This is a genomic window from Gluconobacter sp. DsW_056 (genome assembly GCF_002153595.1).
GTDB classification, from domain to species: Bacteria; Pseudomonadota; Alphaproteobacteria; order Acetobacterales; family Acetobacteraceae; genus Gluconobacter; species Gluconobacter albidus.
The window spans coordinates 24,054-38,230 of the sequence record NZ_JOPF01000011.1; the positions used below are offsets into that span (position 1 = coordinate 24,054).

Below are 14,177 nucleotides of genomic sequence, written 5' to 3' on the forward strand. Positions count from 1 at the left end.
CGTCACTGGACGACAGCTGACTTTGTAGGCTCAGGACTCATAGCCAGAAGATGACGGTTTCAGCAAGGCAGATGGCGGAGAAGAAGACGTTTGGGCATCTGTCGTAGCGTGTTGCGACCCTCCGCCAGTCCTTGAGCCTTCCGAACATGATCTCGATACGGTTGCGGCGTTTATATTTCCGCTTGTCGTATTTGACTGGTTTTGCACGGGATCTCCGTCCTGGAATGCAGGGCCTGATCCCTTTTTCCTCCGGAGCATCCCTGAACCAGTCAGCATCATAGCCCCGATCCGCCAGCATCCATTGTGTTGCAGGAAGACAGTCCAGCAAGGCAGCGGCACCGGTGTAATCACTGATCTGGCCTGCTGTCATGAAGAAGCTCAGCGGTCGTCCGTTCTGATCGGTGACCGCATGCAGCTTGGTATTCATACCGCCTTTGGTGCGACCGATTAGGCGGCCTGGATCCCCTTTTTTAACCGCAGACTGGAAGCCGTGCGGTGTGCTTTGAGATAGGTCGCATCAATCATAATCGTCTGAGGCTCGGCTTTCGCGGCAGACAGGCCATCTATCATCCGCATGAAAATGCCCATGTCGCCCCAACGTTTCCAACGGTTGTAGAGCGTCTTGAGTGGGCCGTATTCCCGGGGCGCATCACGCCAGCGCAGGCCATTGCGGTTCACGAAAATGATGCCGCTCAACACGCGGCGGTCATTTTATTATCCTTATTAACTGGGAAGATTGGTTAACGCTTACGCGGCCATGCGCTCAACATTCGACAAATCTTCTCACTATTACTACGACATAGCAACGAGCAAATCGTCGCTTGTGACATAATTAAACGGCAGGTCTACTTTTTTCGCGAGCTTTTGGAGGAGAATAATAAGAGCAGGGTTTGCATCTTTAGTGAGTTGAGACTTCAGATAACGAAAATCTTCCATAACCCCACTGTCGTCACCGAAAAGAGCTGGCACTGCATTCAACGCAGACATAAACGTAGCGCGAGCTTCTAAGCTATTAGCAATCGCTGGTAGAGGTTTCAAAATCCATCTATTAGAAACCAAGTCAACTGTACATTTTATTCTTAGCCTTCCGATCTCTGTGTCACGTAATCTTCTTAACCCCGCATAAACGGCTAGAAAGACGACAACGATGCTTGCAATAACCTGCAACATCGCGGCGTAAAACTCGTTTGAGTGTAGAAACTCTCCGATACTACACATTATACCATCTCACAGTTAACCCGTTGCGTAATCTACTAGCACTGTGCCAGCGCTGCCGTCTCCTTCACAATCGTGCCTAGCACCCGCTACCGCGTCGACCAACTTTGCGGCGGAGCCTAGCGCTTGGGGATTTTTTTTGAAGGGCCTTATTGGATCGGCGTGTCTCTGTCAGGAGAGAGAACGCTCTAGCTGCCCCCTTGTCGAGAAACATCTGTTTTCCGACATGTTCAATGTCTGTAATCGCACTCATGGGGTGTGAATTTTCACGCTAAATGACTGCTTTTTAGCTACGGTATATGGCCGCCTGTAGGCCGCTATATATCGCTGAGCATACAGGCAACTTGGTAGGCGATAGCTGCCGCTACATTTCTGTGCCAAACTCGAAACACATGCCTCTCCTTCGCCTTGCCGTCGAATTTGCTGCCCTCTATCTCGGTGGCCCCTTTATAATCCTCGAACTCCGCCGCCCCGGCATCCTGTTCGGGCTCATCTGGGTGACTGCTATCGCGGCGTTTCTCGCGATCCGGGGCGAAAAGCCACAACCTCATGACGTGCGTCGCGAGCTGCGAGTCATCTTCCTGCGTTTCGCGATCCTCGCGCCGGTTATCGTGGCGCTGACGGCATGGTTCTGGCCCGAGACATTCCTCAGCCTGCCGCTTCAGAAACCGCGCTTCTGGCTGCTGATCATGGTGCTTTATCCGGTGCTGTCGGTATGGCCGCAGGAAGTGCTCTACCGCGCATTCCTGTTTGCCCGGTATCGCCCGCTGTTCCGCAGCGACAAAGGCATCATCACCGCAAGCGCACTCTCTTTTGGCTTCGCCCATGTGATCTTTCTGAACTGGATCGCAATCGCCCTGACCGCCATCGGCGGCCTACTCTTCGCCCGCGACTACGCACGCCACCGGTCGCTGCGCCTGACTTGCCTGGAACACAGTCTCTATGGTTGCCTGATCTTCACCGTAGGCCTCGGCCGCTTCTTCTACACAGGCGCCGCCTGGCACCACTGAGAGCGCTAGCCGACCGGGCCGGAGCCGCCGTTCGCCCGTCTCGGCACCTGCAAACCAACGCCCCTGAATCTAGCCCGGCCGCCACGTCAGCGTTATGGAAGATGTCCAATTCCGACGTCTTGCGCGGGCAGTTCAGGCAGGGTCATGGCGACGACCGACACCCTGGCGTACCGCCGGTTAAACGGCGCCAGGATCGGCCGAAATCAATCCTTGCACGCCATGACACGCCTGCTTCGAGAAAAGGTCGTGCCGCGCTCTGACATCCGACAAGTGGGCGACAGCTGCTGCCAGAATCCGCTATTCACTCAGCGCGAAACCGCACCAGCCGGACTCCGAGCCCACGGTCAACTTTGCTCGCAAGTTGGTCATTTCGCGTTGCCACGGGGAACCATTCCATCGATGAACTACTCTTCTGAGGCGACATTTTCGCTTGTCGGAAAAGAGAGGCTTGCGGCCCCCCCTTCCCGTATCACGGATAGGGCTCGCCGTTAGGGGAAGGCCTTCTAGCATCGCTAGGACCGCCACTGCCTGCCCACAGCTCGACGCGTGTCAGGGTTGGGATCGACCCAACCGTCGGCTCGGTAACGAAAGCCATGGGTGGTGTTCTTGTCGAACTTGAACCCCGCCCATTCGAGATCGTTTTCGATATGCTCGTCATCGGCGAGCATGTAGCGGGCGTCACCGTGCAGAAGCTGGACAAGGAAGCGCCGGTTGACAACCCTCGCAATCTCCGGCTGCACCCCCAGATTGCTGAAACCGGGCGAACCGCCGGCGATGATAAAGGCTCCGAAATACCGGTTGAGGCTCAGCCACCAGGTGCGCAGCGAATTAAACATCTCACCAAAGATCGAATCCCGCCCCGGCTCGGAGATCGATAGCGTCGGGTTTGTTGATGAGCGGAACGGGGTGGGCGATTGGCAGACCATCACATTGATGGCGTGAGCATCGTCGGGCATCGAGGTATCGAGCACATTGGCCCGGAACATCTGGTGCGGCCCACCGGGTGCCTGGGCGATTCGCTGATGCATCTCGCGCTCCTCCGCTGTCAGCTCGAACAAGTTGCCCGCCCTGTATTGAGCGTGCTCGGCCTGCATGAAGCGCAGCATCTTTACGTTGCGCCGGAGCAGGTGCCGGGCAAAGCCATAGATCGACAGGCCGTCGACTGCGTCGAGGCTGGCGCACTCACCGTTGACGATCTTCTTCCACGTTGGGCTTTCCGCAAAGGGCATTTCGACCAGCTTGTTGACTTCGCTCTCGATCGATTTGGTGCCCCCGTTCTCGACGAAATCGTGCAGGCGCTTCTCATAGCCGATCGATCCAACCGACTTGCGGGTGAAGTTCAATATGTCGCCATGTCGCTCGACCACCATGAGCTTGTTGGTATCCTCCAAAAGCGCGAACCGCCGCATGTAAAATTGCGGCACATAGTGATGGTCCTCCGCTGCCCTAGTCGTCACTGCGCTGCTCTCATCGCTAATCCTATCTTGTTGCCGATCCTAGCTTCCTTCCTGTGCCTCCGGCATCGCGGCTCCACTCATAGTTGCGGTGCTAGACGATGCCGTCGAGCAATGGGCCGTCGGGTTGATAGTTTGGCTGCTGAAAAGCGGCGATCAGCCAGTCGAGGACAGGATCATCCAGCAGGCCGGCAATGAACACCGAGCGCCAGTTGTTCCTGCTGCCGTGGGTATCGTCCTGGCGGTCAAGCTCGAGCGTCAGAATGTATTCAAGATCCTGGCGGGTCGCAGGCGAATTACGTAGTTCGGCCGCCGCAAGGCTCGGGCGCCGCAGCATGCCCATCCAGCTCGCCTTGAGATAGCGCATGATCGAAGTGCGCACGACGATGTTAGCCATGTGAAATCGCACCGCCGTGTAGTTAGGATCATGTGGGTCGAGCAGCGGCCGAAGCGTAACTCTGGGAACGGAGCCGGGATCGTCGAACCGCGCGACGAACAGCCGTTCGCCTAGGATGTCGTCATAATAGGGATGGAGAATGCGCTCGCCCGGATTGGGTCCGATGAGGAGCGTGCTGCGCTTGCTGTTGCATTTGCAAGCTGGGACGAGGTTGCGGCCGAAGATCGCGAAAGCCGGAAAGTCATTCTTGGGGAGCAAATGATCCAGCGTGCCGCTATGGAACGAGCCGCACATCGGGCAGCAATTGGCGTCGCTCTCCGCGCGCATGCGATTGATGTGCGGAAGTTCATTGGAGGGCGAGGCATAGAGCGACTTGAGCTGAGCCTGGATGGGATCGGGCAGGGCCACGTTGAGGATGGCGTGGGCGTTGCCCCTGGCAGCGACATACTGGAGATAGCCGGCCTTGAGCGCGGGGATTTCGGCCGCAAAATCGGGATAGGATTTAAGGCGCGTGTTGAGGCCGAGCGCATCGAGCGCGCCGGCATCGTCGAAATCCTCAGACGGATCGAGCCGGTTCATTGTCCGTCGGCCTCGCGATCGGTGCCTTCCACGCGCGCGCGGATCTCGCCGAGCAGGTCGAGCGACACCCGGTCCTTATAGGTCTCGAACACCGTTTCCCAAGACGCAGTCTGCGCCATGATCTTGTTTTCGACTTCGAACGCCAGCCGCGAAGGCTGATCCTCGCCGAACACGAAATAGGAGATTGCGCCGACATCAGCGCCGAAGGTCTTCAGCGTCGGCGTCTCCGCCGTGATCGTACGGTCTTCATCCGACCGTAGCACCGTGACCTGTTCCTCGACCGCCTCGCGAACGAAATAGACCGAATGGGTCGCGAGGATCGCCGCAGACCCGGTCTGCGCGAGCAGCCCGTCGAGCAAGGCGGCGAACTGACCAATGAAATTGGGATGGAGATGTGTCTCGGGCTCGTCGAACAGCAGCAGCGTGCCGTTCTCGATATAAAGGCCAGCAAGCGCCGCGAACCGAAGGAAGCTAAGCTCACCGCTGCTCAAGGGATAGGTTTGGCCGTCGATCATCCGGACCGGCTCCGAGCGGGTATTGATCGACGCGTAGCGCCGGATGGTCTCCTGCTCAGAGCCGCGATTCAGGCCGTGAACCGGGACAGGACCGCGCTCACCGCTCTTGGTGCGCAGAACCAGTTCCCTGAATCCGTCGATCGCGGTGATGGCCTTAAGGAAAATGTCGTAGCGGCTGGTGCCGCCAATGCCCTCGGTGCTGCGCGCGAGCTGGACGATGAGATCGCTGGTCATCTGGCGCGTGCGCCCGCTCACCATTGAAAACCGCCGATACCAGACCCGCGCGCGTTTGCGCCGGTCGTTCGGGAATACCGATGTGATGGCCGCCGACGGGTAGAATCCTAGGATGCGGTTGAACAGCGGCCGGTCGCCGCGAATGTCGGTCAGTTTCGGCTTGCCGGCGAGCGCGGCATTGACGATCTGCGCCAGCGTCTGGCTTTTACCGACGCCATTCTTGCCGATGACGATTGCGAAGCGCTGCGGCAGCACGGCGTCGCCATCGGCGAAGCGGAAGGTGAGGTTATGGTCGTTGGGGCGGCCAGCGAGCCGGAATTTGATATGGAGTCCGTCCGAGATCCGGTCGAATTCCTCATACTCGACACCGCGCAGGATCGGCGCCGCATTCTTCCAGGTGAAATACGGCTCGCTGTGTCGCAGGAAGGCGTTGAGGAAGATCTGGCTCTCGCGCGCCGCGCGCAGCCAGGGCCGGTCGACCGGCCGGTCATCGGCCTCAACGATGTCGTTCATTGCGCGGAGAGCGAGCCGCGCTTCCTCCGGGCCAAGATCGCCGACGATCCGCCGATAGCTCGCCATGTCCGGCAGCATCGTGAAATAATTCGGTACCTTGTCCGTCGGGACCGGCGTGTCGGGGGTCTGATCGACGATGTCGCGCAAATGCAGCGTATCGCTCTTGCCGGCTTGCTTATCGACGAAGCCAAAGAAGCCGCGGAAGATCAGCCGCTCATGCGAGAATGGGGTCTCGCTACGGGGTTGGACCGCGATTTCCACGAGGATGCGCTCGCCGAAATCATTCCAGCTGTCAGAATTTGGCGCGATCGTAATCGTGCCGGGTTCGCTTTGGCGCGCGATCGCACGTCCGCTGACGAACTGCACGCGGTAATCCTGTGATGGGTTCTCTGCCACCATACCCTCTAATGCTCGAAAATGGCCTTGCGATTCTGCCGGATATCAGTCGGATACTATAGATTGTGTCGCGGTCGAACCCTTTTTGTTCCCGAAAGAAACTCCGCGGCAGTATCGAGGTGCAGCGATTCTCACAGTTCTGTGCGTAGCCCCGCAACGATCCATGGACTCCAAATCGCATCAAGCGGTGCTGGACGGCTGTCAACGCGGGCCGCGTAGCATGCCAGCTTGTCAGATCATTGCCCCCATGGGCAGAAGATGTGCTCGCGATCCAATCGAAGCCAGAGAATTGCACCTGAACAAGCATCTTGGATCAAGCAGTGCTCAAGTCACCGAGAATGTCTGGATTTGGCAAAACGTGACGTTCTCGGGCGTGGCAGCAAGCGGCAGTTTTGTCCCAAACGCGGTCTATCGCGGTTCACCTGATAATGTCGGCTTTCGGGCAGCCGCCATCAACACTTCGATGTCTGACATGTAGGCGAAAACAGCAGGTCCGCTTCCGCCTACTTTGCGGACGTCGGAGTGCAACAAAGAATTCCCGCAAAGCGGACATTGATGATAAGGTATGGAAAATAATTTCGTTCACACACGCATTGGTTCATTTATGAATTTCGACCGGAGCCCAAGTAGGCTTTGAAATATTCAAGAAGGTTAGCCCGCCGAGGGCACCGGCAAACAATATTGCCAAGCCGCACAGCCCGGCCAAAAGGCGGCGCTGCTCACGGCGGATGAGCGCTTCGCCATCAATCTGATTATTGCGAAGAGCATCCAACTCGGACTGACGCTTGGTTAGCTCCTGTTGCCGTTCCCTACGCTCGTCGAGTAGCGCTTGATTCTGTGCTGCTACCAATTCGCGCAGTTCCAAAATCTGGTTGCTCAAGGCGCTATGATTCTTGTCGTGTTTGTTCATTTTAGAGGCGTACTCAGTCTCAAGCTGTTTGACCTGGCTGGTCGCGTCAAGGCGGTACTCCTTGAGTGCGACAAATGTCATTTGCTCGACAGCCTTGAAACCCTCTTCTTGACTATTAATAAATCTCTGCTGCAAATTTGTGAGACGTTGCTCCAACATGTTTGCTTGCTCGTCGAGAACCCTACTAAACTGCTCTTGGTATTCGCCCAGCACCTCTTGTACATGCTGCATGCGATTGTCGAAATCTGCCAAGAGGCGATCCCGGGTTTCCATAACGTCTTTAGCGATGCTGATCAGCATCTCACCGTGCTCTTCAGTAAGGCCCTGCACTTGCAATAAGTCTGAGACGTATTGACGTAAGTCTGCAGCCTGAAGCTTGATCTCTTCTTGATGTTGTTCGAGACAAGAGTTCTGTCGGGCTAGTTCATCTGCCTTAGCATCAATCTTCTTTTGCTGCTCGGCCAATTGCTCTTGCTGCCCAGTCAATTGCTGCGCTTGTAGCGAACTGATCACCATCAACTGGGCTAAAACCTTGGAAAATTCCGCTTGCACTTCCTGCGCGTCGAGCTGTGCGTTCTCCAGTTTGTCTCCATTAAATAGACGGCCGAAAAAACTACGCTGCTCGTGTTCGTCGCGCGCTTTCTTGAAATCATCCAGACGCACAAGGATGCTATGAAATCTTTCGTATACCTCAGAAATATCAATTTTTGACAGCAAGTCGTGGCTGGAAACGGTATTTGATAGTTTCGCAATTACATTATTCACCTCTAGTTTTCCTCTTTAAACTGCTGAAGCAAAGAATTGAATCGACTGTTAAAATTCTTCTTACTGTCGATAGCCGCAGATATAGAGGCTATGGTGGCGGTTTGTTCTCTCACGGTAATTCGTGCGTAATCTATAGATTGCTTCACGCCCTTGGTCGATTGGTCGAAGTGCACACCGATACGTTGATTTACTTGGGCCATCATTTGGTATCGTTCTGACAAAAAAAATTGTATTTCTACTCTGCGAATCATGCGCTCGCCGAGTTCGGCACTGGCTTGCAAAGCATTGATCTGTGAGCTGATGAAATCGGTGCCCTTATCCAGCATCCAATCAATCAAGGAGTCGATGGCGTACATAAGCAAGGCATTGGCCAAGCCAGTCATCAAGCCGGTAAGCACTGGGGCTATCGTTCCGGCCAGAGGTGCGAGCACCGGCACACTCGTAAGGAAGCTGTTGACCGATTGCTCCAAGAGCATGCCGGCACCTAGAGTGAATAGGCCGGCTAAGCTCTTGCTGACCGCCCTCATAATCTCGGTGTTAGACATTTCCTTGGGTGGCCATAGCAGCAGTTTGAGGGCTTTGAACAACTCTTGCATGCCTTCGCGAATAATGGTCACGACTTTGGCTGATGTGGTAATGAGGTTATTAATTAGAAATGTGAGCAGATTGCTTGCAACGCCCTGGAGGCCGCCTTCGAGAAAAGCTTCGAAAGCTGCCTTAAATTTATTCTGAACGCGCGCGAACACACGCTCAACTGCTGCCAACACGCGCTCGAGAAAAGGCTGCGGGTCGCCAGGCTCACAGATCATCTTGTGCACTTCGACAAAACTGCCATTAACAACCTCGAACAAAAGTACTCCCATTGCTCTTCGCAGACCGGTCTTGCCGAACTCTTTGGCGCCCGTAATACCCAACTCCTTGCCGTGATATATTAGACGATCTTTGGTTTTTGGCAGATGCTGGTCGACGGCTGCTTGAGCTTTTTCAATCAGCGGCTTGGTGATGGATTCATCGTAGCCATTTTCGGCAGAAAGCGCAGTCTCTGCGGCAGTGTCGCCCTTTTTTCTATTATTTTCGAAGGTGGTCCAATTCAGATTGTCTTTCTCGGACGCAAGCGCTTTCCGCTCCTCCGAAGTAAGCATCCAGCCGCCTTCTTTGTGGGCCTGCTTTAAGGGCTTGGTGTGATCCAGCTCAGCGTTCATCACCAACTTACCGTTTGATTTGGTTGTGCGCTTTGTCGTAGCTTGCTCATTGGTGTAGGCGTCGATGAAATTTTGCGAGTTCATCGTGGCGTTCTTCAACGAGTCCTTCATTTTCTGAGTTTTCGCGGCAGAGTAGTCGTAATCAGATTTCCGGTCGTAATACTCGGAATCCTTAGCATAAATGTCTTGGTTGGCGTTATTCTGGGTCGTAACATTACCGCCCCTGACGTCTGAGAACATTGCCGGGGTCAATCCGAAGGGACCGATCACCTGCTGCAGAACCTGTTCGCGGCAGCTGTTGAGCAATTCTTGGATACGTCTGTCCTTTAGCGCCTCGCGTTCGGTGCGATGGCTATCGGGCACCCGTAACTCACGTTGGTCGACGTCGACAACGGAGCTAAATAAAGAATCCATATTGACGGTCAAGAACGGATCTATTTGTATTGTTGGACGGGATGTCATGGAACAGTCCTTGTCAGGTTCGAACCGCTCCAAGGATGGCGGCGTCTAGTCTTCGCAAAATACGTTGCCAAGTAGACGCAGTCTATAGCGTAAAAAGCAGTTTCCTGAACCAATCCGGGATTATCGGAGACTTCCGTTTCCGTAGCTTCCAGACGAAAACGGACAGACCGGTTTCCATCCGCGCCGGTTTGCTGATCATGGCATACTGAGGAAGGGTGCGCTTTCATCGGTTCGCGCTATGATGCCGCACACAGCGAGCCTACATGAGCGTCCGCCTTTGTGTAATTGCGATTGGAAGCAGACATTCCGCTTCCCCCCCCATAGCTGTCTGTCGGCTCCGCAACGGGGGACCAGGTAGGCCGCAGTGGCCTCTGTGGTCATAACCGGGCTGCGCGACCGTGCTCGAAAGTGGACCTTGCGCATGGTGCATAATCCACATTTTCGCAACGATTTTGAGGTCTTGGTATGCTAAAGGATTGTTATAATCGATTTTATATTTGGTCAGGAGAGTAGTAAATGTCCATGTTTCTGAGCGACCATTTTGACATAGATGAGAACGTATTTGAAGAATACGGGGCGCTAAACGTATCGGTTATCAATGACCTGCCATTGTTCATTGATCCATTTTTGCTTTTTCATAGTGAAAAATCTGAATATGTCGAACTTCACGAGAATATTATTCAATACCTTGTGTTTCTCAGGGATCGTGCGGCAGCGGGAAGTGTAAGCGAAGGCCAACTGCAAAATTGGTACTGTTTTCCAGAGGTCAAGCAAAACTGGCTAGGATTTTCTGTGAGCGGGAACAATGGTGCTGGTTTAGGCATAGACTTTGCCAGAAATTTGCATGCCAATCTGCATGTCATATTCTCGGATTTTGGTAAGGAAAAAATAACTGAAAGTAGCCATATCGAGAAAGTGTGCCTTGTAGCGGATGGAGTGGGTCGCGACAACATAAGCGATTTCACCACTAATCTAATTAAAGACTTTCTCTGTCGATATACTGAGGCATTTGCCGCAGCCCATCTTCCCACAGATGCCATAAAAGAGGTGTGGGTGGATCGAGCTGTATTTCATTACGAGACCCAGAGTTGGGCAAGGAAGCGATATAAACTGCCTACGATCAACGGTGACTATATTATCTTGACTCCTAGAGATATGCTCACCCGCGATGAAAACTGGATTAATCGCAAAGACCTAATTGGCCAATTTGAAGAGATACCGGAAGCTATCCCTGATCCACAGATCAGAGCGGCTGTCTTCGGATACTTTGAAGAAGAACTGCGTCGTAGAGTTAAGCCTGTCACACCCTCTGCGACAAGGCAGGGACGGCGGCACAGGCGGAAGCCGAGGGAGCCAAAGCCGACGCAGAAGGACCGCTCCGCCGCCGCGCTTGCGACTATACAAAAGTTTCCGAATATCATCGACTATTTCATTCGCTTGAAGGAGATGCAGGGCGATCAAGCGAATGATTTGAGCGAAGAGAGGGTTTTCGCGATTGAATATATGTTCATAAAGCAGTTGCAGCATCTTCAAGCTATTCTGGTTGCGCAAACAGAGTTTTATAAGATCGGGAAGAATACCTATGAAGAAGCTCATGCTCGCTTAGCCTATTTGAAGGATGTGATCGAGAATAAGGGTGGGCAACGCTTCTTCTACGATGACAAGGGGTTACCGATTGAGCGCGAGAAGGACTTGCATGTCCTGTATCGCTTAGTTTGGTTTGGCACACCGTCCGACATTAGCGCCGAAGTAAACGATGGCCGCGGTCCTGTCGATTTTAAGGCCAGCCGAAGCCGGGAAAAGACCCTTATTGAAATGAAGCTCGCTAAAAATACTAAACTGGAGCAGAACTTAGCCAAACAGGCAGAAATTTATCAGGCAGCAAGTGATGCAAAGCAGGCTATCAAAGCCATTCTCTACTTCACGGAAACCGAGTTTCAGAGGGTAAAATTAATTCTTAAGAAATTGGACTTGGAAGGGAATAGAGATGTGGTTTTGATTGACGCTAGGCGAGACAACAAGCCCTCCGGATCAAAAGCAAAGGCCTGACAAGTGTAGGGTGCATCAGCGCTGCACTTACGCGCCCACCCTTTGACTGCACACCATCTTTTTGCAAAAGCAAGTGACTGCTAATTGTGTTTGCGGTCCATAACCGGACACTCTGAATCCCCCCCCCCCATAGCTGACAACTTGGGGGTGTCAGATTTGCTTCTACGGCGGCTACCAGCGTGCTGCTGTCCACTGTGCCTCAAAGGGGTTTCACCTGTGATGCCATCGGGGCTTGTTTCGGTCTCGCGGTGGAAAATCAGGGGGTGCTATCCAAAGCCGGGCCTGAGCAGTGCGATGCTGTGTCCAGCCAAGATCCCTCAAAGCGCGAGCAACATCGCGCTGCTCATCGGATCGGATTGGTCTTTTATAAAAGAGAACGTGTTCTGCAGAGAACGTGTTCTGCAATCACATTGAGTGGCAGACCTGTCTTCCGGTATTCGTCATAAACCTGGATCATCCGGCCTGATGTCAGCTGCGGAAGAAGGTCATCCAGTGTCAATGCATCAGACCAGAAGGATGTCCGGGCGAACAGCAATTCCATGAGTGCATCTGTCTGTGCCCAAAAGTCCGGGCCCCTGGTTATTGAATGGGGCTGTCGCAGTGTCAGCCTCTCTATGATTTCATCTATTTTTCTGTCCGAGAAATTTGGGCTTTCAAAATAAACGCGGGACCACCTTGCGCCGATATCACGTGGCAAAGAACGCCCGATGACTTTGGAAATGTCTAACAGTGACCAACTGCCCTGCGGGTGATCAGGATCTGTGTAAGTTCCATCCGTGGGACCTCTGAAGACATTCGTGAGAAGCCAGTAGAAAAAATCCTGGGCAACATTTTTAACTTCAAGAGAGCTCCAGGGAGCTTCCCAGAAAAATTCTGTTTCAACGACATCAAACATCGGGTCGACTTTCAGCATTGAAGTGGGATTTGCGTGGATCTGGCCCTGAAGGGGCGAGATGACTAGAAATCCGGTCTCAAGGGCACCGACGCAGGTGCCTGAAAGCCGACATCGTCGCGACGGACGAGATGCTCGACGTCGCGTAGCCGGAAAAGCGTCCGACGCGGTCCGATCTTGTAGCGCTGCAGAACCCCAGTCGCGACATACCGATCAATTGTCGAGAGAGAGACACAAAGCCGTATCGCAGCCTCGCGACGGCTTATGAAAAAGTCATCCGAGCGATGACCCGGCAATACAGAATCCATGACGCACCTATCCAACCATGCTCCTTGCAAAGCTCACGAAGACACCTGGTTCGTTGGTTTTCTGGGCGTTCAGGATTCTGCATAATTGCTGCTTCGATTAGAAGCAGCAATGCACTTCCCCTGTGGAAGTCTTCTGTACTGCGGTGTCAACTAACTCAGAAACATTAGCTGAACACAGGCGACGATTTCAAGATATTTCTGAGCGAATTTTTGCGGAGTGCTGCTTCAGTCTCAGCCTCAGATTATCTGGATGCCTATGAGAAACACAAGATTTCAGTCAGCGGAGCGCATCGGAAGATTTACAGGACGACGCATATCGCGTCCGAGCGCCGCGCGATGACGCATTTTTTAAGATGGGTCTCAAGGTGGGATGAATTTCGACAAATCAAATAACCTTCTGAAAAGTCTGGGAATTTTTGTTTTATCTGGCGGAGAGGGTGGGATTCGAACCCACGGTACGCTTCCACGCACGGCGGTTTTCAAGACCGCTGCCTTCAACCACTCGGCCACCTCTCCATCCGTGCAGACTTCGTCTTTGAAGGATTCTGTACAGATCGGGATGCTACATGCGACGGGAAGCATCCGCCGTCAAGTCGTCGTGTTACATATACTTTGTGCTCTTACTCTTTGAAACGGAGGAGGGGGAACTCAGCAACATTGAAGCGTGCCATCTAGAATGTCATGGAGACGCCCCGTGCGTTATCCGGCTGCCATAACCTCCAAGGATATGACGTCCATGACGATCCTTCGTCCCACTGTTTTTCTTCCCGTCATTGCGGCTCTCGGCCTGATGGGAACCCCTCTTGTGGCTTCGGCGCAGGCGCATCATGCGGCTGACTGGGTACAGCCTCCTCCGGGAGGTCCGCGTGGTGGCCCAGGTCATATGATGCCTCCTGTCCCTCCGGGCGTTACGCTGACGGCGGCCCAGAAGACAAAGCTCAAGGCCATTTTTGACAAGACTCATCAGGACGAGCATGCGCTGCGTCTCGAAGGGCGGACTATCGAGGACAAGATCCGCGATGCCCTGAGTGCTGTGGGCGATCTGGACCGTGCAGCGCTTACGGATCTGAACGGGCAGGAGAATGCGCTCAAGGCAAAGGTCTCAGCTTTGCATCTTGAAACCATGGAGCAGCTTCATGATCTGCTGACGCCAGCGCAGCGCCAGCAGGGCAAGGAGACCATGGACAAGCTCAAGGCGCTTCATGAGCAGATGAAGGCTCTGATGGGGCACCCGCCAGAAGGTGAACCGGACGACATGCCCTGAAAACCGAGGTTT

At 53.9% G+C, this 14,177-nt stretch carries 11 protein-coding genes, 1 tRNA gene and 1 pseudogene; 4 read left to right on the forward strand and 9 right to left on the reverse strand.

The genetic code is table 11. From position 1 onward, the window contains the following. Positions 1-37: 37 nt before the first annotated feature. Positions 38-711, reverse strand: a pseudogene (locus HK22_RS11615) (IS5 family transposase); the annotation flags it as partial. 81 nt (positions 712-792) lie between these two features. After that, positions 793-1,170, reverse strand: coding sequence for a hypothetical protein (locus HK22_RS14980; RefSeq protein ID WP_143412415.1), 378 nt, complete (start codon positions 1,168-1,170; stop codon positions 793-795). Positions 1,171-1,607: 437 nt separating this feature from the next. Here HK22_RS14980 and HK22_RS11625 point away from each other — a divergent pair, with 437 nt between their 5' ends. Beyond that, positions 1,608-2,225, forward strand: coding sequence for a CPBP family intramembrane glutamic endopeptidase (locus tag HK22_RS11625; RefSeq protein WP_086649380.1), 618 nt, complete (start codon positions 1,608-1,610; stop codon positions 2,223-2,225). 512 nt (positions 2,226-2,737) lie between these two features. On the opposite strand, the gene HK22_RS11630 is transcribed toward HK22_RS11625, so the two are convergent. From HK22_RS11630 to HK22_RS11640, 3 genes are all read right to left on the reverse strand, one after another. Beyond that, the gene (locus tag HK22_RS11630; protein WP_143412416.1) at positions 2,738-3,649 is read right to left on the reverse strand and encodes a hypothetical protein; all 912 of its coding nucleotides are present in this window, start codon (positions 3,647-3,649) and stop codon (positions 2,738-2,740) included. Between the two features lie 124 nt (positions 3,650-3,773). Beyond that, positions 3,774-4,655, reverse strand: coding sequence for an HNH endonuclease (locus HK22_RS11635; RefSeq protein ID WP_086649382.1), 882 nt, complete (start codon positions 4,653-4,655; stop codon positions 3,774-3,776). Then, the gene (locus HK22_RS11640; RefSeq protein ID WP_158093560.1) at positions 4,652-6,283 is read right to left on the reverse strand and encodes an AAA family ATPase; all 1,632 of its coding nucleotides are present in this window, start codon (positions 6,281-6,283) and stop codon (positions 4,652-4,654) included. Before HK22_RS11640 ends, HK22_RS11635 begins: the two co-directional genes overlap by 4 nt. 193 nt (positions 6,284-6,476) lie before the next feature. Between HK22_RS11640 and HK22_RS14990 the strand changes: the two genes are divergently transcribed. Further along, positions 6,477-6,791, forward strand: coding sequence for a hypothetical protein (locus tag HK22_RS14990; protein WP_143412417.1), 315 nt, complete (start codon positions 6,477-6,479; stop codon positions 6,789-6,791). A gap of 120 nt (positions 6,792-6,911) precedes the next feature. Here HK22_RS14990 and HK22_RS11645 read toward each other — a convergent pair whose 3' ends face one another. Both HK22_RS11645 and HK22_RS11650 read right to left on the reverse strand, forming a co-directional pair. After that, complete coding sequence (locus HK22_RS11645) at positions 6,912-7,988, reverse strand: hypothetical protein (protein WP_086649384.1); 1,077 nt, start codon at positions 7,986-7,988, stop codon at positions 6,912-6,914. Between the two features lie 2 nt (positions 7,989-7,990). Beyond that, entirely contained in the window at positions 7,991-9,652 is a 1,662-nt protein-coding gene (locus HK22_RS11650; protein ID WP_086649385.1) for a hypothetical protein, read from the reverse strand. A gap of 516 nt (positions 9,653-10,168) precedes the next feature. Between HK22_RS11650 and HK22_RS11655 the strand changes: the two genes are divergently transcribed. After that, a complete protein-coding gene (locus tag HK22_RS11655; protein WP_086649386.1) occupies positions 10,169-11,701 on the forward strand; it encodes a hypothetical protein in 1,533 nt (510 codons plus the stop codon). 364 nt (positions 11,702-12,065) lie between these two features. Here the strand turns inward: HK22_RS11655 and HK22_RS14995 are convergent, their stop codons facing one another. Continuing rightward, a complete protein-coding gene (locus HK22_RS14995; RefSeq protein ID WP_233142606.1) occupies positions 12,066-12,614 on the reverse strand; it encodes a hypothetical protein in 549 nt (182 codons plus the stop codon). A gap of 713 nt (positions 12,615-13,327) precedes the next feature. Then, a tRNA-Ser gene (locus HK22_RS11670) sits at positions 13,328-13,417 on the reverse strand. A gap of 220 nt (positions 13,418-13,637) precedes the next feature. On the opposite strand from HK22_RS11670, the gene HK22_RS11675 reads away from it, so the two are divergent. Then, positions 13,638-14,165, forward strand: coding sequence for a Spy/CpxP family protein refolding chaperone (locus tag HK22_RS11675; protein WP_233142608.1), 528 nt, complete (start codon positions 13,638-13,640; stop codon positions 14,163-14,165). The last annotated feature ends 12 nt before the right edge of the window (positions 14,166-14,177 follow it).